This window comes from Saccharopolyspora hirsuta (assembly GCF_008630535.1).
Taxonomy (GTDB): Bacteria; Actinomycetota; Actinomycetes; order Mycobacteriales; family Pseudonocardiaceae; genus Saccharopolyspora; species Saccharopolyspora hirsuta.
This window is the reverse complement of the sequence record NZ_VWPH01000002.1, coordinates 184,249-205,484: the sequence shown is the minus strand read 5'-3', so window position 1 is coordinate 205,484 and position 21,236 is coordinate 184,249. Positions and strand designations below refer to the sequence as shown.

Genomic DNA, 21,236 nt, shown 5'->3' with positions numbered 1-21,236 from the left:
CAGGTGAACTGGATCACGGGAGGGTGTTGCGGGCGGTGCGGTGAGTGGTGGGGAGTGCGCACCGCCCGCAACGCTCGTGGTCAGGGCAGGTCGCGGCGGGCCGCTCGCGCTGCGCTGACCAGGTTCTCCAGGGCCGGTTCGACCTCCGCGTAGCCCCGGGTCTTCAGACCGCAGTCCGGGTTGACCCACAGGCGGTCCGCGGGCACCGAGCGCAGGGCCGCGCGGAGCAGGTCGGTCATCTCCGCCGCGTCCGGCACGCGCGGCGAGTGGATGTCGTACACCCCCGGCCCCACGCCCCGGGCGAAGCCGACCGCGTTGAGGTCGTCGAGCACCTCCATCCGGGAGCGGGCGGCTTCGATGCTGGTGACGTCGGCGTCCAGCGCGACGATCGCGTCGATCACGTCGCCGAACTCCGAGTAGCACAGGTGGGTGTGGATCTGGGTGGAGTCGGCGACCCCGGAGGTGGCCAGGCGGAACGCCGACACCGCCCACCGCAGGTACGGCCCGTGCTGGGCCGCGCGCAGCGGCAGGAGTTCGCGCAGCGCGGGCTCGTCGACCTGGATCACCCGGATACCGGCCGCTTCGAGGTCCTGCACCTCGTCGCGGATGGCCATCGCGACCTGCGCGGCGGTGTCCGCCAGCGGCTGGTCGTCGCGGACGAACGACCAGGCCAGGATGGTGACCGGCCCGGTGAGCATGCCCTTGACCGGCTTCGCGGTGAGCTTCTGCGCGCAGGTCGCCCACTCCACCGTCATCGGTGCGGGCCGGAACACGTCGCCGTAGAGGATCGGCGGCCGCACGCACCGGGACCCGTAGGACTGCACCCAGCCGTTCGCGGTGCTGATGAACCCGTCCAGGTGCTCGGCGAAGTACTGCACCATGTCGTTGCGCTCCGGTTCGCCGTGCACCAGCACGTCGAGCCCGATCGCTTCCTGCAGCTCGACCACGCGCCGGATCTCGTCGCGCATCCGCTGGTGGTAGCTGGCCCGGTCGATGCGCCCGGCCCGGAACGCCGCGCGCGCCTTGCGGACGTCGCTGGTCTGCGGGAACGAACCGATCGTCGTGGTGGGCAGCGGCGGCAGCTTCAGGGACTTCTGCTGCGCCTCCCGCCGCTTCCGGTAGTCGCCGCGCTGCGAGTGCTCGGGTCGCAGCGAATCGAGCCGGGCGCGGACGCGGTTGTTGCGCACGCGCGCCGCCCCGGCCCGGTCGGCGATGGCGGCGCGGGCGGCGTCGAGCTCGTCGGCCACCGAGTCCCGGCCTTCCTTCAGCGCGCGCCCGAGCACTACGACCTCGCGGACCTTCTGCGCGGCGAAGGCCAGCCAGGACTTGATCTGCGGGTCGATGTCCTCGGTCTCGACGTCGTAGGGCACGTGCAGCAGCGAGCACGAGGTGCTCACGGCGACCTCTCCGGCCAGCCCCAGCAGCGTGGCCGCTGTGGTGAGCGCGCGGTCCAGGTCGGTGCGCCAGACGTTGCGCCCGTCCACGAGCCCGGCCACCAGCGTCTTGTCCCGCAGCCCCGGCACCCCGGACAGCGAATCCACAGCGGACGGCTCGGTCACCAGGTCCGCGCCGATCGCCTCCACCGGGGTGGCCGCCAGCACCCGCAGCGCCTCGCCGAAGTCCCCGAAGTACCCCGCCACCAGCAGTTCCGGCCGCGCGGACAACCCGCCCAGCTGCCGGTAGGCGTCGCCGAGCGCCTGCAGCTGCTCAGGCGTGCGGTCCGCGGCGAAGGCGGGCTCGTCGAGCTGCACCCACTCGGCCCCGGCGCGGTGCAGCTCGCGCAGCAGCTCGGCGTAGGCGTCGAGCAGTTCGGGCAGCTTGTCCAGCGGGCGAAAGGGTTCCGGCGCGCCCGGCGCCGGTTTGGCCAGCAGCAGGAAGGTCAGCGGACCGACCAGCACCGGGCGCGTGGTCACCCCGGCCTCCAGCGCCTCGCGGTACTGCTCGACGGGCGTGCGGTCGGCCAGCGAGAACCGCGTGTCCGGGCCGATCTCCGGCACCAGGTAGTGGTAGTTGGTGTCGAACCACTTCGTCATCTCCAGCGGCGGCACCGCGGAAGCGCCGCGCGCCATCGCGAAGTAGGTGTCCAGCGGCCCGAGCCCCAGTTCGGCGTAGCGCGGCGGCACCGCGCCGAAGGTGACCGCGGTGTCGAGCACCTGGTCGTAGTAGGAGAACGTGTTGCCGGGCACCGAGTCCAGCCCGGCGTCGCGCAGCTGCCGCCAGGTGTCGATGCGCAACTCCCGGGCGGTTTCGCGCAGTTCCGCTTCGGTGGAGCGGTCGGCCCAGTAGCTCTCCAGCGCGCGCTTCAGCTCCCGCTTCGGCCCGATCCGGGGATATCCGAGCGCGGTCGATCCGATCTTGCCGGTCAAGTCCCTCACCTCGCGAGCTCGACATCAGGTGTGCCGAGGTCGTGCGGGCGCGGGCCAGCGGGCAGGCAGCAGCCGCTCGTCGGCCAGGTCCTCCCGCGAGACCTCGGACCGCGCCCACCGGTCGGCGGGCGCACCGGTGGCAGGTCTTCGGACTCGCGGGCGTTCTCCTGCTCGGAGGCTCCTACTGGCCGTCGCTTCCCAGGCCCTCCGGCCCAGTGCTCGATGACGGCGGTCGTTCCCGCTCACCGCTGCGGGGCAGTCCCGGATTCGCACCGGGTTCCCTCTTGCCTCGCCCACCCCCGCAGGGGGCGGACGAACCACCAGCACGGCCAAGGCTATCGACCAGGACCCCGTTGGCAAGGCCCGTCCGACGTCCGGCCCCCGGCCACGGCCGGTGAAGTCGATCTACGCCGCGCTGAGATCCGCCCCACACCCGAACGGCCGAGATCAGGTACAGCGGGGAAGTCGAGAGGCCAATTGCGTTCTTCGACGGTGCCGCTGAGTTCGTCCGCCCGTTCTCACCCAGCGCCTCCAGCGCCACATCGCGCAAATTCGTACCCAGCGTGGGGCGGTGGGCCGGGCGCGGGGAGGGGCGACGCCCGGCCCACCGGGAGGTCCGGCGCCCGCGAGGTCGGGGGCAATCGGGCACCGGACCACTTCAGGAGTCCGACCGGAGGCGGCCTGCTGTTGTCGCTCGGTCTCGACCTCCTCGATCAGCTGCCAGACGTTGAGCGCCCCATCACCAGCACCGCCGTGCTGCACCCGCGGCGGGCGGATCAGCAGCATGCTCGCGATCAGCACGTTGACAAGCACCAGCGTGCTCACCTGAAGCCAGAACATCCCTGGTCACCCCTTGTTCGCTGAAGGTCGTGTTTGTGCAGGTCAGGTGTCGTGAGTGCGTAAACCGGCTCCAGCCGGTCTTTGCACTCACGACCACCGGGCGCTGATCCGCCGCCAGCAGTCCATGCAGGTGTCCTCGCGGATCCACTCCGACTCCGGCGCAAGCCGCTGCACCTGCCACGCCTCCACCTCCACCCCGCAGAGTCGAAGATCAGAAAGATCGAGCTCGGGGCCGTGCCGACCAAACGGGCCGAGCTCGACGCCTTGCTGCGGTTCTACGAGGCGTCGCAGGAGGACATCGACGAGATCAAAACCCTTGCGAAGGGCGCAAATCAGCGTGGCCAGTGGCAGGCTTTCCTACGCCACGTCAAGGACGGCGTACTCGACCGGTAACGGTGAAGGGCACCCCCGACCAGCGGTCGGGGGTGCCCTTCACCGTGAGAACTCCCCGTCAGGACACGACGTGGGGGCGCTCCTCGGCGAAGTGGCACGCCGAGGGGTGGTCGCCCAGGCGGACCTCCAGCTGCGGGACCTCCTCCGCGCAGCGGTCCTGGGCCTTCCAGCAGCGGGTGCGGAAGCGGCAGCCCGAGGGCGGGTTCGCCGGGCTCGGCACGTCGCCGGTCAGGCGGATGACCTCGCGCTTGCCGCGCAGGGTCGGGTCCGGGACCGGCACCGAGGACAGCAGCGCCTGGGTGTACGGGTGCTGCGGGTGCTCGTAGATCTGCTCGTCGGTGCCGACCTCCACCATCTTGCCCAGGTACATCACCGCCACCCGGTCGGACAGGTGGCGCACCACCCCGAGGTCGTGGGCGATGAAGATGTACGACAGGCCGAACTCCTTCTGGAGGTCGCCGAGCAGGTTCATCACCTGCGCCTGGATGGAGACGTCCAGCGCGGACACCGGCTCGTCGCAGACGATCACCTTCGGCCGCAGCGCCAGCGCCCGCGCGATGCCGATGCGCTGCCGCTGACCGCCGGAGAACTGGTGCGGGTAGCGCTGGATGTGCTCGGGGTTGAGCCCCACCACCTCCAGCAGCTCCTGCACCTTGCGCCGCCGCTCGCCCTTCGGCGCCACCTCGGGGTGGATCTCGAAGGGCTCGCCGACGATGTCGCCGACGGTGCGCCGCGGGTTCAGCGAGGTGTACGGGTCCTGCAGCACGATCTGCAGGTCGCGCCGCAGCTTGCGCAGCTCCGACCCGCGCATCTTGAACATGTCGCGGCCCTCGAACAGCGCGCTGCCGCTGGTCGGCTTCTCCAGCCGCATCAGCACCTGCGCCAGGGTCGACTTGCCGCAACCCGACTCGCCGACCACGCCGAGGGTCTCGCCCTTGTTCAGGTCGAACGACACGCCGTCGACGGCCCGCACGTGCCCGATGGTGCGCTTGAACAGCACGCCGCGCGTCACCGGGAAGTGCTTGACCAGGTCCTTCACCTGGAGGATCGGCTCAGCCACGGCTCATCATCTCCTCCGCGAAGTGGCAGGCGCTGATCCGCCCCAACCCCAGCTGGTGGTACTCCGGGACCTCGGTGCCGCACCGCTCCTCGGCGCGCGGGCAGCGCGGGTGGAACGGGCAGCCCGGCGGTACCGCCAGCAGGTTCGGCGGCAGGCCCTTGATGGTCTCCAGCTCCTGGCCCTTGAGGTCCAGCCGCGGGATCGACCTCATCAGCCCCTCGGTGTAGGGGTGGCCCGGCTGCTTGTACAGCGAGTACGCGTCGGAGGACTCCACGATCCGCCCCGCGTACATCACCACGATCCGGTCCGCGACCTCGGCGACCACGCCCAGGTCGTGGGTGATCAGGATCAAACCCATGCCGCGCTCGCGGCGCAGCTCGTCGAGCAGGTCCATGATCTGCGCCTGCACCGTAACGTCCAGCGCGGTGGTCGGCTCGTCGGCGATCAGCAGGTCCGGGTCCAGGGCCAGCGACATCGCGATCATGGCGCGCTGCCGCATGCCGCCGGAGAACTGGTGCGGGAACTCCTTCACGCGCTGCTTGGCGTTCGGGATCTTCACCTGGTCGAGCAGCTCGACCGCCTTCTTCGTGGCGTCCTTGCGGGACATGCCGCGCCGCAGCCGGAGCTGCTCGGCGATCTGGAAGCCGACCGTGTACACCGGGTTCAGCGCCGACAGCGCGTCCTGGAAGATCATCGCCATCGACTCGCCGCGCAGCTCGCGCCGCCGGTTGTCGGAGGCCGCGAGGAGGTCCTCACCGCGGTAGCGGATCGAGCCCCCGGTGACCGCGCCCGGCGGGATGTCCAGGATGCCCATGATGGTCTGGGCGGTGACGCTCTTGCCGGAACCGGACTCCCCCAGCACGGCCAGGGTCTCCCCGGCGTCGACGTGGTAGCTGACGCCGTTGAGGACCTTGGCCACCCCGTCGCGGGTGCGGAACTCCACGTGCAGGTCCTCGACCTCCAGCAGGTGCTCCCCCGCGGTCTTCTCGTCCACAGTAGACAAAGGGTTTCTCCTACTTCTGCTTCGGGTCGAGCGCGTCGCGCACGGCGTCCCCGAGCATCACGAACGCCAGCACCGTGACCACCAGGAACGCCGCCGGGAAGATCAGCAGGTGCGGCGAGGTCTGGATGTACTGGCGCGAGTCGGCGATCATCACGCCCCAGGACACCACCGGCGACCGCAGCCCCAGGCCGAGGAACGACAGCGTCGCCTCGACGGCGATGAACGACCCGAGCGCGATCGTGGCGTACACCAGGACCGGCGCCAGGCAGTTCGGCAGCATGTGCCGCAGGATGATCCGCACCGGCCCCGCCCCCAGGGCGCGCGCGGCCTTGACGTAGTCCTGGTTGCGCGCCGAGATCGCCGCGGACCGCATGATCCGCATCGAGATCGGCCAGGACAGGATCGAGATCGACAGGATCACCAGCGAGGTGATCTTGAAGGCGTCGGGGACCTCGGTGGCCGGGTTCAGCGTGGTCAGGATGACGATCGCACCCAGCACGAACGGCAGGCCCAGGAAGATCTCGCCGAACCGGGACAGCAGGCTGTCCAGCCAGCCGCCGAAGTAACCGGCGATCAGGCCGAAGATCGAACCGATCAGCACCGTCAGCACGGTCGCCATGACGCCGACGATGATCGAGGCGCGAGCGCCGTAGATGGACCGGGCGAAGATGTCGCGGCCCTGGGTGTCGTAGCCGAACCAGGCCTCCGCCGACGGCGTCTGCCGGGCCCGGGACAGGTCCATGTGGTTGGGGTCCACCGAGGTGAACAGCTGCGGGAAGAACGACATCACCAGCAGCACGAAGATGATCGCCATCGAGACCAGGAAGATCGGCCGGCGGCGCAGGTCGCGCCAGGCGTCGCCCCACAGCCCGCGCGGCTTCTGGTTCTTCTCGGCGGGCTTGGCCGCTGCGGTCTCCGGCCCGGGCGGAGTCGGCTCCGACGTCAGGCTGGCTGCGCTTTGTTCAGTCATATCGGATCCTCGGGTCGAGAACCGCGTAGAGCAGGTCCACGAGCAGGTTCATCAGCAGGTACACCAGGACCAGCAGGGTCACGATGCCGACCACCGTGGTGCCCTCCTTGGTGAGGATGGCCTTGTAGACCAGTCCGCCGATGCCGCGGATGTTGAAGATGCCCTCGGTGACGATGGCACCGCCCATGAGCGCGCCGAGCTCGGTGCCCAGGAACGTGATCACCGGGATCAGCGAGTTGCGCAGCAGGTGCACGCCGACGACCCGCTTGGGCTCGAGCCCCTTGGCCACCGCGGTGCGCACGTAGTCGGCCCGCTTGTTCTCCATCAGGCTGGTCCGGGTCAGCCGCGCCACGTAGGCCATCGAGGTGCTGCCCAGCACGAAGCCCGGCACGATCAGCTCGCCCCAGGTGGCCCGGGAGCTGACGCTCGGCGTGATGATGCCGAGCTCGGTGCCCAGCACGACCTGCAGGATGAAACCGGTGACGAACACCGGCAGCGAGATCAGGAACAGGGTGGACATCAGCACGAGGTTGTCCATGAACCCGCGCCCGCGCAGACCGGTCAGGATGCCCGCGCCGATGCCGATCAGCGCGGCGAAGGCCAGCGCGACGATGGCCAGCCGCAGGGTGATCGGGTAGGCGTCGGCCACCAGCTGGTTGACCTCGATGCCGGCGAAGGTCTCGCCGAAGTCACCCGTGAGGATCTGACCCAGGTACTTGAAGTACTGAACGATCACCGGGTCGTTCAGGTTGTACTTCTCGGTCATCTCCGCGATGTAGGCGGGCGGGCACGGCCGGTCCCCGCAGCGGCCGGCGAACGGGTCGCCGGGCAACGCCCAGATCAGGGCGTAGATGATGAAGGTCGTCCCGATGAATACCGGGATCAGCTGCAGCAGCCGCCGCAGCACGTAGCGTCCCACGTGAACCTCCTCCAGGACGCAAGCCGGGCCCGGCCCGCACTGGTCGGGCCGGACCCGGACTTACCCGATCAGGACTTCAGCTTGACGGTCTCGAAGTTCAGGTTCCGGTCAAAGGTCACCGTCGCACCTTCCAGCCGGTCGGACCAGCCGACGGAGGCCTTCTGGTTCCAAAGCGGGATGGACGGCATGTCCCTGGCCAGGATCTTCTCCGCCTCGCCGTAGAGCTTGTTGGCCTCCTCCTCGGTGGGCGCCTGGTCCGCGCGGTCCATCGCCGCGTCGAACTCGGGGCTGGAGTAGCGCATGTAGTTCGACGACGCACCGGTGCGGTAGATCTTGCCGAGGAAGGTCTCGGCCGCCGGGTAGTCACCCAGCCAGCCGAAGCGGAACGGCCCGTTGTGCGCGTTCTCCTTGTGCATCTTCAGGAACTCGGCGAAGGTCGGGACCGGGTTGAAGACGCAGTCCACGCCCAGGTTGTTCTTGATCTGGCCGCAGATGGCCTCGATCCACTCCTTGTGACCGCCGTCGGAGTTCGAGGTGATGGTCACCGGGCCCTGGAAGTTGGCCTCGGCCAGCAGCTGCTTGGCCTTCTCCGGGTTGAACTCGCAGAACTCGCCGCAGCCGCCGTCCTGGTAGCCCGGGATGACGCCGCCCGGCACCCAGCCGTTGGCCGGCTCGTAGGTGTTCTGGAAGACCGTCGAGGTGATCTGCTTGCGGTCGATGGCCATCGAGATGGCCTGCCGCACCTTCGGGTCCTGGTACTTCGGGTCGTACAGCGGCACCTGCAGCGCGTTGTTGCTCAGGATCGGCTTGGCCTCACCGCGGTCCTGCAGGTCGGTCTTCCACTTGTCGCCGACCATCGCCGACGGCGGCAGCTGGTCGACGAAGTCGAGGTTGCCCGAGACCAGGTCCTGGTAGGCGGTCTCCAGCTCGTTGTAGATGCGGAACTCGATGCCGTTGATCTGCGGCTTGTTCTTGCCCGCGTACTGGTCGTACTTGGTGAGCTTGATGAACGCGTTCGGCTGGCGCGAGTCGAACTTGAACGGCCCGTTGCCGATCGGGTGCTCCTCGAACGCCTTCGGGTCGGCGAAGAAGCTCTCCGGCATCGGGGAGAACGCGGTGTAGCCGAGCATGACCGGGAAGGTGGTGAACGGCGCGTCGAGGGTGACCTCGAAGTTCAGGTCGTCGATCACCTTCAGGCCGGACATCTCCTTGGCGGACGGAGGCGGGCCCTCGCCGTCCTCGCCACCCGGGTTGACCTGGTCGTAGCCCTCGATGTGCTCGAAGAAGGACGTGGTGGACTGGCCGTTGGGCCCGTAGGCGGCGTAGTTCCAGGCCTTCACGAAGCTGTTCGCGGTGACCGGGCTGCCGTCGTGGAAGGTCCAACCCGGCTTGAGCTTGATCTTGTAGACCTTGTTGTCGGTCGTGTCGATCGACTCGGCGACCTCGTTGTACGGCTCGGAGGTCTTCTCGTCGTAGGAGACCAGACCGCTGAACATCGCCTTCAGCACGTTGCCACCACCGGTCTCGGTGGTGTTGCTCGGCACCAGCGGGTTCTCGGGCTCGGTGTGGTTGACCGTGACGATGCCGTCCTCGGCCGCCCCTCCGCCGCCACCGCCGCAGCCGCTGGCGAGCAGCCCCACGGCGAGTGGGGCCGCAACCCAAGCGACCAAGCGTCGTTTCCGCATTTAGCGTCCTCCTGTTTCCACGCGCTCCCCGGGCGTTCATTCCCAAGGCACCACGCGCGGCGGATCATTCACCGCCGCGTCAGACGAGCGTAAACATAAGGGAGAACCAGATCACGCCGGTGCACTGTCACAAAGCCGTCACTTTCTGATTCGATCAAGACCAGTTGTCACCCAAAAGTTGGAATAAAATTTCCACATCGTGAGAACTAGCTGATAGACAGGGCTATACCATCGAGGATGTCGTGCTCACTGACAGTTACCCCGGTGATCCCCGCGCGCTCCGCCAATTCCTCGGCGAGGACCTTCACCACCAGCGCACCACCGCCGATGACATCCACCCGCCCCGGATGCATCGAACCGATTGCGGAGCGTTCCTCGTGCGTCATGCCGAGTAGTTCTTCGGTGATTCGTTCGACCTTGCTCTGGGAAATACGGGAAAGATGAATTGCCGCCGGATCGTATTCCGGGAGGTCCTGCGCGATCGCGGACAGCGTGGTGACGGTTCCCGCGACGCCGACCCAGGTCCTCGCGCCCGAGCAGTCCACCGCGGCGAAGGCCTCGTCCAGCACCTGCCGGGCCACCTTCTCGGCCTCCCGCACCTCCTCGTCGGTGGGCGGGTCGGTGCGCAGGCAGCGCTCGGTCAGCCGCACGCAGCCCACGTCCGCCGAGTGCGCGGCCGCGATGTCGGCGCGCACGCCGTCCCAGGTGCCGACCACGACCTCGGTGGACCCGCCGCCGACGTCGGTGACCACGAACGGCCCGTCCAGCGGGTCGAGGTCGCCGACGGCGCCGGTGAACGACAGCCGGGCCTCCTCGTCGCCGCTGATCACCTCGGCGTCCACGCCGAGCGTGTCCCGCACCATGGCGAAGAAGTCCTCGCGGTTGGCCGCGTCCCGGGTCGCCGAGGTCGCCACCATGCGCACCTTCTCGACGCCCTTGCGGACGGCCATCGCGGCGTAGTCGGCCAGCGCCGCCCGGGTCCGCTCCAGCGCCTCGTCGGCGAGCCGCCCGGTGGCGTCCACGCCCTGGCCGAGGCGGACGATCCGCATCCCGCGGTACACGTCGCGCAGGTCGCGCCGACCGTCGTCGTGCACCGTCACATCGGCCACCAGCAACCGGATCGAGTTCGTCCCGCAGTCGATCGCCGCAACCCGTGGCATCCCAGTCCTCCTCCGCTCGGCGCAGCCCCGAGGTCCACGCTACTTCCCCGGTCCACCCGCCCCGGCAGGACCTGCGGAGCTCAGCGCGGAGGAGTGGGAATTCCCGTTGTGCAGGTCGCGAAGGTGCCCGGAGCGCCGTTCTGGACGTAGACCTCCTGGCCCGGAACGAGGGCTGAGGGATCGCCGGTGCCCGGCCCGATCGCGGTGCCCGGAGCGGGTTGTTCGGGCGAGAACTCGCCCCGGCCCAGCACGGCCGGATCGCAGGTTCCGAGCGCCTCGACGGGCGCCGGAGCGGGGTCCCCCGTTTCGGGCAACGTCACCGGCGGAGCGGTGACGGACGGTGGCGTCGGCGCAACGCCCGAAGGGGTCTCCGACGGCGGCGCGCCGGGCCCCGGCGGAGGCGTCTCGGAGGGCGGTGCCGGGGTCGGCGACGGGGTGCCCGGTTCCGGCGGAGGCGTCGTGGACGGCGGTGCTGGGGTCGGCGACGGAGCGCCGGGCTCCGGCTTCGCCTCGGGCGGCGGGGTGCCCGGGGTTCCGGTGGGCGGCGGCGGTGGCGGGACTCCGGGACCCGTCGTGGACGGCGGTGCCCCGGGCGTGGACGGGGCGGACGACGGCGGCGCGGAGGTTCCGGGCGCGGTCGGGCCCGGGGTCAGGTTCGGCGGCGTCGGCTCCGGGATCGTCGGCGGTGCGACGCTCACCTCGCCGGGGTGCGGCAGCGCTCCCCCGGGCTGCGGCGGCACCTCCGCGGACGGCGCCGGGGGCTCGCCGGACGGGACCGGCTGCGCGGACGGCGGCGGGGCCGGTGCCGGTGGCGCGGCGACCGGTGCTGCGGGCATGGCCAGGACCGCGGGGCCGTCGGGCAGGCGCTCACCGGCGAGCACGTCGTCGACCTCGGGCGCCAGCTCCGTCGGCGTCGGCGTCACGCCCTTCGCGTAGGCGGCCGCCCAGATCAGCACCGTGCGCACGTAGCTCTCGGAGTGGTTGTAGCGGAACACCGCCGCCGCCAGGTCGCGCGGTTCGCGCAGGTCACCGGCACCGCTGCAGAGGTACTGGCCCGCGGCGGCCGCCGCGTCGTGGATGTTGTGCGGGCTGGCCGCGCCGTCGGCGTTGCCGTCCACCGCGAACTTCCGCCAGGTCGACGGGATGAACTGCATCGGCCCGACCGCGCGGTCCCACACCGGGTCGCCGTCGAACGTGCCGCCGTCGGTGTCCGGGATCGCCGCGACCCCCGGGCCGCCGGACAGCCGGGGGCCGAGGATGGCGCGGACCGTGGTGCCCAGCAGGTCGACGCTGCCGGAGCGCGCGTGCCCCGATTCGATGCGGCCGATCGACGCCAGCACCGACCAGTGCAGCCCGCAGTTCGGGTTGCGCTCGTTCGCCGCGTCCGCGGCCTGGCGGTAGGCGGTCAGCGCGACCTCGGGAATGCCGAGCGCCCCGGTGGGCAGCTCGATCGGCCGTTCGGCGCCCTCCGCCAGCTCGCGCGGATCACCGGCCTGCCCGAGCAGCTCTTGGCCGGGTTGCGGGGCCTGCGGCAGGTGCCCGGTGACGCCCAGCTCGCGCGGATCCGACCGCGGCGGGCCCTGCGGCGCCGCCAGGAAGGAGCTCGACGCTCCGACCAGCGTCAGCGGGAGCAGCAGCGCCGGGGTCAGCGCGGTGACCGCGACCCACCTCCGCGCCCGGTGCCCCGCCACCCCGCCGAACCGCGGAGCCGTCTTCCACATGTGCTTGCCGTGGCGCTTGCTGCGAGCCGTCACTAGTCCATCCCCCGACGTGGACCGCCAACCCCGAAAAACGAATGGCCTCCTGGATACACCACCGGGTGGACGATCGCCGGATGGCGGGCCGACACGTCACCCGGACGACTGGCCGGTCTCGAACAGGACAGCGGCGGGTAGCGCCAGCTCGGAGGGCTGGCGCTGCTCCGTCCGGGCGGTGCGGTCCGCCGAGCTCCCGCCGGACGGGCGGGAGCTGCCTACGCTCCGGGCATGACGCTCACCGACGAGCCCCGCGTGTTCGGCACCCACCGGGTGACCAACCAGCCACCACCGCTGTCCGGATTCGACCCGCTGGCCTGCGACCCCGCGCTGGGCTCGGCGCTGACCCGCTACGCCGTCGGGGACCTGACCGCGCTGGCCGAGGAGGCCGGTTCGGCGGAGGCCCGCGAGCACGGCCGCCTCGCCAACGAGCACCCGCCGCAGCTGCGCACGCACGACCGCTACGGCAACCGGATCGACGAGGTCGAGTTCCACCCGTCCTGGCACTGGCTGATGTCGCGCGCCGTCGAGCACGGCCTGCACGCCGCGCCGTGGACGCGCGGACCCGGCGCGCACCTGCGGCGCGCGGCGGGCTTCTACCTGTGGTCGCAGGTGGAGCCGGGGCACAGCTGCCCGATCTCGATGACGTACTCGGCGGTGCCCGCGCTGCGCTACAACCCCGAGCTGGCCGCCCAGCACGTGCCGAAGCTCGCCGCCACGGAGTACGACTTCGGGCTGCGCCCGCCCGCGGAGAAGACCGCGCTGCTGGCCGGGATGTCGATGACCGAGAAGCAGGGCGGCTCGGACGTGCGCGCCAACACCACGACCGCCGAACCGCTCGCCGACGGCAGCTACCGGCTGGTCGGGCACAAGTGGTTCACCTCGGCACCGATGAACGACCTGTTCCTCACCCTGGCGCAGGCGCCCGGCGGGCTGAGCTGCTTCCTGGTGCCGCGGGTGCTGCCGGACGGCAGCCGCAACGAGATCCGGGTGCAGCGGCTCAAGGACAAGCTGGGCAACAAGTCCAACGCGTCGGCGGAGATCGAGTACACCGGGGCGATCGGCCACCTGATCGGCGAGGAGGGGCGCGGCGTCCGCTGCATCATCGAGATGGTGTCGATGACCAGGCTGGACTGCGTGCTGGGCTCGGCGGCGAACATCCGCGTCGCGCTGTCCGAGGCGGCCCACCACGTGCAGCACCGAAGCGCCTTCGGCGAGCGCCTGGTGGACCTACCGCTGATGCAGAACGTGCTGGCCGACCTGGCGCTGGAGTCCGAAGCGGCGACCACGCTGGCGATGCGCCTGGCCGCTGCGGTGGAGCAGGGCGAGCACGACCTGTTGCGCCTGGCGCTCCCGGCGGCGAAGTTCTACGTCTGCAAGCGCGCCCCCGCGGTGGTGGCGGAAGCGCTGGAATGCCTGGGCGGCAACGGTTACGTCGAGGAGTCCGGCATGCCCCGCCTGTACCGCGAGGCGCCGCTGATGTCGATCTGGGAGGGCTCGGGCAACGTCACCGCCCTCGACCTCCTGCGCGCCCTGGCGAAACAACCGTCCACAAAGGACGTCCTGGTCGCGGAGCTGGACGCGGCGGCGGGCGCGAACGCCCACTACGACGCGGCCCTGCACCGGCTCCGGGCGGAACTGGACTCCCCCGCGCCGGAGAGGGCCCGAGCCCTGGCCGAACTCCTGGCCCTGACCCTGCAGTCGTCGCTCCTGCTCCGCTGCGCCCCGACCCACGTCGCGGAGGCGTTCGCGGCCACCAGGCTCGCCGACGCGGGCCGCACCTTCGGCTCGACCCCGATCCCCGGCGCCCGCACCCTGGTCGACCGCATCGCCCCGACCCGCTGAACGCGATTTCAATGGAAATCAGACGTCCGACTTCAAGGGAACTCGCGGATCGTCGGCGTGTCGGGACCTGACACGCCGACACCGGTGGACGACCCCCGCGATTTCAATGGAAATCGGACACGCGATTTCCATTGAGCCTTTTTCATCCTGCCCGTGGACCGCAGCCGCGAAGGGCGACCGGCACCGATCGGCAGGTGTCGCATGCGCCGCCAGGCGCATAGCCCACCCTCGCAACCGGTACCGCCGCGGGTTCTCAGCGTTCGCCTGGCGAGGACGGCCCTGACGCCGTGTATCGGGCAATACATAAGTCAGGGCACCCGGAGTCCAGGCGGACGCTGAGGTTCCGCCACCGGCACCGCCACTCAGAACGAGGCTGGAAAAACCCCATTGAAATCGCGCCTCCGCGGAGGCCGTCCGCCGGTGTCAGCGGTTGAGGAGGTAGCGGTGCTCCGGCCAGCGGTCGGCGATCAGGTCGATCGCCTCGTCGCCGAAGGGGTTCACCCCGGGGCCCTTGGCCAGGGCGTGGGCGATGTGGACGTGCAGGCACTTCACGCGGTCCGGCATGCCGCCCGCGCTGACGTCGGTGCCCAGGGACTCCAGCTCGTCGCGCTCCGCCAGGTAGGACTCGTGGGCCCGGCGGTACCGGGCCGCCAGGTCCTCGTCGGTGGCCAGGCGGTCCTGCATCTCGCGCATCAGGCCCTCCGCCTCGAAGGTCGAGGCGTGCGAGACCAGCTGCGGCGCGGTCAGGTAGTACAGGGTCGGGAAGGGGGTGCCGTCCTCCAGCCGCGGCCAGGTCTGCACCACCGTCGGCTCACCGGCCGCGTCGCGCGCCGCGATCGCGCGCAGGCCGCGCGGCGGACGGCCGAGCTGCCGGCGGACGCATTCCCGATCGGCGTCGCTGATCACCGGCGCACCCGAGTTCAACGTCAAGATTCCTTCCCCATGACCGAGTTCCAGAGCTCTTCGTACCACGGCAGCCCGTCGTCGGCGGACTCCGCGGGAGGCGGCGGCGCGGCCGGTGCCGTGGGCACCTCCACGATGTAAGGCGTCTCGCCGGGTCGGACGTAACCGAGCCGGGCCCGCGCCTCGGCCTCCAGCTGGGCCGGGTCGGAGAGCTCCTCCTTGCGCTTCTCCAGTTCGCTGACCTGCTGCGTCAGCTCGGCCCGCTGCTGCTCCTGCGCGTTCAGCTCGGCGCGCTGGCTCAGGTAGGTGCGCAGCGGCACCGAAACGCTCAGCGCCATCACACAGAACAGCATCGCCAGGCCAGCGGCCCGCCGGGTCGAGGAGAGCTTGAACGCACCCCCGGTGCTCGACCTCGGGCGGGGCCGGGACGACGGCTGCCGCCCCGGCCGCTTGCCCGACGTCGTGCCGGTCTTGCGGCGGGCGCGCTCGGCCCGGCGCTGCGCCGGGGTCTCCCCCTGGCGGCGCCGCCGCGGGTCCGATGCGCGCCCGACCGGCATGGCTCAGCTCTCCGGGGTGAACCGCGGGAAGGCCAGCTCGCCCGCGTACCGGGCCGCGTCGCCGAGGGCCTCCTCGATGCGCAGCAGCTGGTTGTACTTGGCGACCCGCTCGCTGCGCGCCGGGGCACCGGTCTTGATCTGGCCGCAGCCGGTGGCCACCGCCAGGTCGGCGATCGTGGTGTCCTCGGTCTCGCCGGAGCGGTGGCTCATCATGCTCTTGTAGCCGCACGAGGTCGCCAGGTTGACCGCGTCCAGGGTCTCCGACAGGGTGCCGATCTGGTTGACCTTGACCAGCAGCGCGTTGGCCGCGCCCCGCGAGATGCCCTCGTCCAAGCGTTCCGGGTTGGTCACGAACAGGTCGTCGCCGACCAGCTGGACCTGGTCGCCGACCTGCTCGGTCAGGCTGGTCCAGCCGTCCCAGTCGTCCTCGGACAGCGGGTCCTCGATGGAGACCAGCGGGTAGGCGCCGATGAGCTCCTTGTAGTAGTCCGCCATCTGGTCGGCGGTGCGCTTGGCGCCCTCGAAGGTGTAGGTGCCGTCGGCGAAGAACTCGGTGGCGGCGACGTCCAGCGCCAGCACGATGTCGCGGCCCAGCTTGTACCCGGCCTTCTCGATCGCGGAGGCGATCAGGTCCAGCGCCTCGCGGTTGTTCGGCAGGTCGGGGGCGAACCCGCCCTCGTCGCCGAGACCGGTGGCCAGGCCCTTGGCCTTGAGCACCGACTTCAGCGCGTGGTAGGTCTCCGCGCCCCAGCGCAGCGCCTCGGAGAAGGTGTCCGCACCGATCGGCGCGATCATGAACTCCTGGATGTCGACGCCGGTGTCGGCGTGCGCACCACCGTTGAGGATGTTCATCATCGGCACCGGCAGCACGTGCGCGTTCGGCCCGCCGACGTAGCGGAACAGCTCCAGCCCGGAGGTCTCCGCGGCGGCCTTGGCCGTCGCCAGCGAGACGCCGAGGATCGCGTTGGCCCCCAGCCGGGACTTGTCCGGGGTGCCGTCCAGGTCGACCAGCCGCTGGTCGACGACGCGCTGCTCGGTGGCGTCCAACCCGACCAGTTCCGGCCCGATCTCGTCCAGCACCGCCGCGACCGCGTTCTCCACGCCCTTGCCGCCGTAGCGCCCGGCGTCGCCGTCGCGCAGCTCGACGGCCTCGTGCTCGCCGGTCGAAGCGCCCGAGGGGACCGCGGCGCGGCTGAGCGTGCCGTCCTCCAATGCCACCTCGACCTCGACGGTGGGGTTACCGCGGGAGTCCAGGATCTCGCGGGCACCGACCTGCTCGATGATCGCCACGTGTGCTCCTAACCAGCCTTTGAACTATGGACGAAGCGGGCCGCCCCGGCGTTCCCGCGCGCGGCGAAACCGGCCGAACGCCCGACGACCGCCTACGAGCCTAACCGGGCCGGTAGCACGGCCGCCGGAGACTCGCACGCCTCGCGATCGAGGTGCCCGTTTCGCCCCCGTCCGGCCACCCGCCGTTCGTCCGCCGTTCGCCCTGCGCGACCCCCGAAGACCATCCGGTCGGACGCATCGGAACACCGGATCGGCACGTAACGTTGTGCCCGCCATGACGACCGAAGGCACCGTCGAAGCGTTCCGCCGGGCGGAGGAACTGCTCGCGCAACGCCGTCCGCTCGAGGCGCTCCGCGTCCTCGAGCCGGTGCTCGACGTCGACGCCGACAAGCCGAGCGTCCAGTTGCTCCTCGGCCGCGCGTACTACTTCTCCGCCCAGCTGCGCCGCGCGGAGCGCGCCTTCCTGCGGGTGCTGGAGTTCGACCCGTCCGACCACTACGCGCGGCTGGTGCTGGGCCGCACCCTGCAGCGGTTGGGACGGCTCCACGAGGCGCGGGCCCAGCTCAGGCTGGCCGCGATGATGCACCCGTCACCGGCCTACCAGGAAGCGCTCGGCGAGATCAACGCGCACATCGCCACCCGCAGCTGAGCTCGGCCGCGGCCGGTAGAGGCCCGCGAGTACTTTCCGGGGCCATAGCCCCACAAAGTGCTCACGGCACATGAGCTGCCAAACAACCCCCACACCAAGACATCGCCAGCCCGGCGCTGAGCTCAGCGGCCGGTGTCGATGACGCAGAACCGGTTGCCCTCGGTGTCCGCGAGCACGACGAAGTCGGGGTCGTCCGGGTAGCTGTCCCACGCCACGCGCTCGGCGCCGAGCGCGACCAGCCGCTCGACCTCGGCGGCCTGGTCCGCGGCGTCGCGGGCGTAGAGGTCCAGGTGGACGCGCGGGTGGTCCTGGACGGGGGTGTCGCTGAGCCCGAGCGCCAGACCGGGGCCCGTTCCGCTCGCGGGGACCAGCACCGCCCAGTCCTCCTCGATCTCGTCCCGGGGGACGTACCCCAGGGCCTGCCCCCAGAAGGCCGCGGCGCGGTGGACGTCGGCCGCTCCCAGCACGATCGTTCCGATGCTCAGCATCTCCCGAGCGTAGGGGCTCAGCGGCGGCGGTTGCCCGCTTCGGCGTAGGACTCGGCGAGGGCGAAGACCTTCTGGGCGTACTCCACCGAGTTGTTGTAGGACATCACCCCGGCCCACCAGCCCGCGCCGGTGGTCATGTCGCGGCCACCGGCGCAGAGGTAGCGGGCGGCGGACACCGCGGCGTCGTCCAGGTTCTGCGGGTCGCCGATCCCGTCGCCGCTGCCGTCGGTGGCCCACTTCCGCCAGGTCGACGGGATGAACTGCATCGGACCGACCGCCCGGTCGTGCACCGGGTCGCCGTCGAGCAGGCCGCCGTCGGTGTCCGGGATCTCGCGGATGCCGGGCGCGCCGTTGAGCGGCACGCCGATGATCGGGCTGGACGGTCGGCCGTCCTCGCGCAGGATCCGCCCGGCGAAGCGGCCGTGGTTGGACTCGACGCGCCCGATGCCCGCCAGCGTCGCCCAGGAGATCCGGCAGCCCGGCTGGTACTGGCGCATCGCCAGGTCGGCGTTGACGTAGGAGACGATCGCGCGCGCCGGGATGTCCACCACCGTCGCCACCTCGTCGGCCCACTTGCGCACCGGGTCCGCGCCCGGTTCGAGCTGGCCCGGGTCGACGCCCGGGATGGCCTGCGGCAGCGGCTCCTCCACCGGCGGTGCGGTCGAGCCCGGCAGCACCGGTGCGGGCTCGGGTTCCCGCTCCACCGGCGGTCCCGCCCACGGCGCGGACGGCGGTGCGCCGAGGACGTTGATCAGGCCGACCCCGACGACCATCGCGGCGAGCAGCCCGAACGCGGTGGCCAACCGCCCGAGGGCGGCGAACACGTCGGAAGTGGTCCTGATCACCCGGACAGGCTACTCAACAGTAGGCCGGACCATCCAGCCTCCGAACGATGCCTTCCGGCCATCCCCGGGCCACCGGCCGATCACCCCACCGCCACCGCTCCCCGCGCCGCGGGCAACCGCAGTTTCAACTGAAACTGCGGAGTCCACGCACGGCGGATCGCAGTTTCAATTGAAACTGCGATCTCACGGCGTGTCGGGCGACGACACGCCGGAGCATGCGGACAGGTCGTCCGGGCTGCGCGGAACTCCCGCGATTTCAATGGAAATCAGACCTCCGATTTCCATTGAACTTGTTCATCCCTGTCTGTGGACCGCAGCCGCGAAGGGCGACCGGCACCGATCGGCAGGTGCCGCATGCGCCGCAGGCGCATAACCCACCCCCCGCAACTCGCACCGCCGCGGGTTCTCAGCGTCCGCCTGGCGAGGACGGCCCTGACGCCGTGTATCGGACATACATCAGTCAGGGCACCCACAGCCAGGCGGGCGCTGAGGTTCCGCCACCCGCACCGCCACGCAGAACGAGGCTGGAAAAACCTCACTGAAATCGCACTCCCCCGCGGACGGCGGGATCAGCTGCCGCTGGCGACGGCGGGGATGTCGTGGCTGGACCTGCCGTAGTGGTCGGCCCAGTCCAGGACCTCCTGCCCGTAGCTGCGGCTCTGGTTGTAGGTCAGCAGCGCGTTCCAGAACACGTCCACGTCGCGCAGGTCGCCGCCCGCGCTGCACAGGTAGCGGCCCGCCGCCAGCGCCGCGTCGTCGATGTCCTGCGGGTCGGCCACGCCGTCGCCGTCGGCGTCGATCTGCCACTCGTTCCAGGTGGTGGGGATGAACTGCAGCGGTCCGACCGCCCGGTCCCACTCGACGTCGCCGTCGAGCGCGCCGCCGTCGGTGTCGGGGATCCGCTTCACCCCGTCGCTGCCGTCCAGCGGCAGCCCGATGATCGGGGTACTGGGGCGGCCGGTCTCGTCCAGCCGCGCCCCGCCGTGCCTGCCGTGGCTCGACTCGACCGCGCCGATCCCGGCTAGCAGCGTCCAGCTGAGGCGGCACTCCGGGGCGCTCTCCTCCATGTACCGCTGCGCGTAGCCGTAGGCCTGCAGCGCGGCGCGGGGGATGTTGAGCTCGTCGGCCATCGACTCGGACCAGTCGACCAGCTGGTTCTGCGGTCGTTCCGACGGGGGCAGCGGGGGTCCGCCCGGCTGGAGCAGCTGCACTTCGGGCGGGTCGATGCCGGGGTCCGGCGGGGCGGTCGCCGGGGGCGGGGCGAACGGCGTCTGCTCCACCCGCGGGGGCGCGGGGGGCGCGCACGACGCCACCAGGGTGAGCGCAGGGCATAACAGCAGCCAGAGCCGACGCGACACCAAAGTTCCTCCCTCGCGCACCTGGACACTTCAGGGCGTCGAACCCAGCAGACCGCCCACCCGTGGATGAATCGCCGTGATCTCGCGTCGTCAGCCGACGCACCCGCGGCAAGTGTGCGTCACGACTCGGCGCGCACGGCCACCGGGTCAGACAATTCCGACATCAGCGCGCGCCACTCGTCCGCAGCCAGCTCCGCCGGTTCCCGGCCGGACTCCCGCGCCCGCCGCTCGGCCGCGCGGATCCGCTCGGCGAAGGACAGCGCGACCGCGCGCAGCTCGTCCTCCGGGTCGCCACCGGCGAGCTTGGCCCGCGCGGCGATGTCGAACAGCGCCTCGCCGGGGGCCTCGCCGCGCGGCATCGCCTCCGCCGGGATCCCGGCGCGGGCGGCGCGCTGCACCAGCTTGGCGGCGAGCGCCACCGCGGGCTGCGCCAGCGCCACGCCGTCCACAATGGATTCGCGCTGCTTCTCCCGCTGCTTCAGCTCTTCCCAGCGGGCGTGCTGCGACTCGGCGTCCAGCAGCGCTTCCGCGTCGGCGAACACGTTGGGGTGCCGCGACACGAGCTTGCTGACCAGACCCGCGGCGACCGCGTCGATGTCGAACGGATCGGCCGCGTCCTCGGCGGCGACCCGCGCGTGGAACAGCACCTGCAGCAGCACGTCGCCGAGCTCCTCGCGCAGCGCCTCGCGGTCGCCGTCGGCGATGGCGTCGAGCAGCTCGTAGGTCTCCTCGACGAGGTACTTGCGCAGCGTGTCGTGGTCCTGCTCGGCGTCCCACGGGCAACCGCCCGGCGAGCGCAGGCGGTCCATCACGGTCACCGCGTCCAGCAGCTCCACCCCGGGCGGGGCGGGCGCGCTGATCACCCGGGCACCGGCGGCGCGCAGCGCTTCGGCGTCGGCGCAGCCGAGGTCGCCGACGAACAGCACAACCGGTCCGCGCGCGGCCTGCGCCAGCAGGTCGGCGGGCGGTTCCGGCGCGCCGAGCGCCTCGCGCGCAGCGGGCGCGAGGCCGGGCTCAGCGTAGGCGGTGGCGCGGCGCAGCAGCGGGACTGCCGCGGCAGGCACGACTTCACCGAGGCGGTCGTCGACCAGGACCACCGCCGAACCTTCCGCCACCCGCACCTCGTTCATGCTCCGATTGTCCCAAGCCCG

Annotated in this window: 18 protein-coding genes and 1 riboswitch; of the genes, 3 read left to right on the top strand and 15 right to left on the bottom strand. The window is 71.1% G+C overall.

Annotated elements, in window-relative coordinates:
- Nucleotides 1–80: 80 nt before the first annotated feature.
- On the bottom strand, nt 81–2,366 hold the full coding sequence (gene metE / locus F1721_RS04005) for a 5-methyltetrahydropteroyltriglutamate--homocysteine S-methyltransferase (protein ID WP_150065165.1): 2,286 nt from the start codon (nt 2,364–2,366) through the stop codon (nt 81–83).
- A 121-nt stretch (nt 2,367–2,487) separates the two neighbouring features.
- Nucleotides 2,488–2,703: riboswitch (cobalamin riboswitch) on the bottom strand.
- Nucleotides 2,704–3,440: 737 nt separating this feature from the next.
- Between metE and F1721_RS34295 the strand changes: the two genes are divergently transcribed.
- Nucleotides 3,441–3,599, top strand: a complete 159-nt coding sequence (locus F1721_RS34295; RefSeq protein ID WP_170301344.1) for a hypothetical protein — start codon at nt 3,441–3,443, stop codon at nt 3,597–3,599.
- A gap of 58 nt (nt 3,600–3,657) precedes the next feature.
- Here the strand turns inward: F1721_RS34295 and F1721_RS03995 are convergent, their stop codons facing one another.
- The 7 genes from F1721_RS03995 to F1721_RS03965 all read right to left on the bottom strand — a co-directional run bounded on the left by F1721_RS03995 (nt 3,658) and on the right by F1721_RS03965 (nt 12,150).
- A complete protein-coding gene (locus tag F1721_RS03995; RefSeq protein ID WP_150065163.1) occupies nt 3,658–4,659 on the bottom strand; it encodes an ABC transporter ATP-binding protein in 1,002 nt (333 codons plus the stop codon).
- A complete protein-coding gene (locus tag F1721_RS03990; RefSeq protein ID WP_150065162.1) occupies nt 4,652–5,662 on the bottom strand; it encodes an ABC transporter ATP-binding protein in 1,011 nt (336 codons plus the stop codon). The genes F1721_RS03995 and F1721_RS03990 overlap by 8 nt, the downstream gene beginning before the upstream one ends.
- A gap of 10 nt (nt 5,663–5,672) precedes the next feature.
- Nucleotides 5,673–6,632: an ABC transporter permease gene (locus tag F1721_RS03985; protein ID WP_150065161.1), complete on the bottom strand. Its 960-nt coding sequence runs from the start codon at nt 6,630–6,632 to the stop codon at nt 5,673–5,675.
- A complete protein-coding gene (locus tag F1721_RS03980; protein WP_150065160.1) occupies nt 6,625–7,551 on the bottom strand; it encodes an ABC transporter permease in 927 nt (308 codons plus the stop codon). Before F1721_RS03980 ends, F1721_RS03985 begins: the two co-directional genes overlap by 8 nt.
- Before the next feature lie 68 nt (nt 7,552–7,619).
- A complete protein-coding gene (locus tag F1721_RS03975; protein WP_246154199.1) occupies nt 7,620–9,221 on the bottom strand; it encodes a peptide ABC transporter substrate-binding protein in 1,602 nt (533 codons plus the stop codon).
- A 221-nt stretch (nt 9,222–9,442) separates the two neighbouring features.
- On the bottom strand, nt 9,443–10,396 hold the full coding sequence (locus F1721_RS03970) for a Ppx/GppA phosphatase family protein (RefSeq protein WP_150065158.1): 954 nt from the start codon (nt 10,394–10,396) through the stop codon (nt 9,443–9,445).
- An 80-nt stretch (nt 10,397–10,476) separates the two neighbouring features.
- Nucleotides 10,477–12,150: a lytic transglycosylase domain-containing protein gene (locus F1721_RS03965; RefSeq protein WP_246154197.1), complete on the bottom strand. Its 1,674-nt coding sequence runs from the start codon at nt 12,148–12,150 to the stop codon at nt 10,477–10,479.
- Nucleotides 12,151–12,381: 231 nt separating this feature from the next.
- Between F1721_RS03965 and F1721_RS03960 the strand changes: the two genes are divergently transcribed.
- Nucleotides 12,382–13,995: an acyl-CoA dehydrogenase family protein gene (locus tag F1721_RS03960; RefSeq protein ID WP_387512781.1), complete on the top strand. Its 1,614-nt coding sequence runs from the start codon at nt 12,382–12,384 to the stop codon at nt 13,993–13,995.
- Nucleotides 13,996–14,418: 423 nt separating this feature from the next.
- Here F1721_RS03960 and F1721_RS03955 read toward each other — a convergent pair whose 3' ends face one another.
- Genes F1721_RS03955 through eno form a run of 3 tightly spaced genes read right to left on the bottom strand, consistent with a single transcriptional unit; the run spans nt 14,419 to nt 16,745 of the window.
- Entirely contained in the window at nt 14,419–14,919 is a 501-nt protein-coding gene (locus F1721_RS03955) for a DUF501 domain-containing protein (RefSeq protein WP_150065541.1), read from the bottom strand.
- A gap of 2 nt (nt 14,920–14,921) precedes the next feature.
- A complete protein-coding gene (locus tag F1721_RS03950; protein ID WP_150065157.1) occupies nt 14,922–15,455 on the bottom strand; it encodes an FtsB family cell division protein in 534 nt (177 codons plus the stop codon).
- Between the two features lie 3 nt (nt 15,456–15,458).
- Complete coding sequence (gene eno, locus F1721_RS03945) at nt 15,459–16,745, bottom strand: phosphopyruvate hydratase (RefSeq protein ID WP_150065156.1); 1,287 nt, start codon at nt 16,743–16,745, stop codon at nt 15,459–15,461.
- Between the two features lie 274 nt (nt 16,746–17,019).
- Between eno and F1721_RS03940 the strand changes: the two genes are divergently transcribed.
- Nucleotides 17,020–17,394, top strand: coding sequence for a tetratricopeptide repeat protein (locus tag F1721_RS03940; protein ID WP_150065155.1), 375 nt, complete (start codon nt 17,020–17,022; stop codon nt 17,392–17,394).
- 122 nt (nt 17,395–17,516) lie between these two features.
- Here F1721_RS03940 and F1721_RS03935 read toward each other — a convergent pair whose 3' ends face one another.
- The 4 genes from F1721_RS03935 to F1721_RS03920 form a co-directional block, all read right to left on the bottom strand.
- Complete coding sequence (locus F1721_RS03935; RefSeq protein ID WP_150065154.1) at nt 17,517–17,882, bottom strand: VOC family protein; 366 nt, start codon at nt 17,880–17,882, stop codon at nt 17,517–17,519.
- A 17-nt stretch (nt 17,883–17,899) separates the two neighbouring features.
- Entirely contained in the window at nt 17,900–18,727 is an 828-nt protein-coding gene (locus tag F1721_RS03930) for a lytic transglycosylase domain-containing protein (RefSeq protein WP_211840324.1), read from the bottom strand.
- A gap of 569 nt (nt 18,728–19,296) precedes the next feature.
- Nucleotides 19,297–20,085, bottom strand: a complete 789-nt coding sequence (locus tag F1721_RS03925) for a lytic transglycosylase domain-containing protein (RefSeq protein WP_150065153.1) — start codon at nt 20,083–20,085, stop codon at nt 19,297–19,299.
- Between the two features lie 119 nt (nt 20,086–20,204).
- Nucleotides 20,205–21,215 carry a nucleoside triphosphate pyrophosphohydrolase gene (locus F1721_RS03920; RefSeq protein WP_150065152.1) on the bottom strand — a complete coding sequence of 337 codons (1,011 nt, stop codon included), beginning with the start codon at nt 21,213–21,215 and terminating at the stop codon, nt 20,205–20,207.
- Nucleotides 21,216–21,236: the final 21 nt, after the last annotated feature.

Coding starts and splice junctions, on each gene's coding strand:
- F1721_RS03985 (WP_150065161.1), bottom strand. CDS start 6,632: ATGACTGAACAAAGCGCAGCCAGCCTGACGTCGGAGCCGACTCCGCCC.
- F1721_RS03970 (WP_150065158.1), bottom strand. CDS start 10,396: ATGCCACGGGTTGCGGCGATCGACTGCGGGACGAACTCGATCCGGTTG.
- F1721_RS03960 (WP_387512781.1), top strand. CDS start 12,382: ATGACGCTCACCGACGAGCCCCGCGTGTTCGGCACCCACCGGGTGACC.
- F1721_RS03950 (WP_150065157.1), bottom strand. CDS start 15,455: ATGCCGGTCGGGCGCGCATCGGACCCGCGGCGGCGCCGCCAGGGGGAG.
- F1721_RS03940 (WP_150065155.1), top strand. CDS start 17,020: ATGACGACCGAAGGCACCGTCGAAGCGTTCCGCCGGGCGGAGGAACTG.
- F1721_RS03935 (WP_150065154.1), bottom strand. CDS start 17,882: ATGCTGAGCATCGGAACGATCGTGCTGGGAGCGGCCGACGTCCACCGC.
- F1721_RS03920 (WP_150065152.1), bottom strand. CDS start 21,215: ATGAACGAGGTGCGGGTGGCGGAAGGTTCGGCGGTGGTCCTGGTCGAC.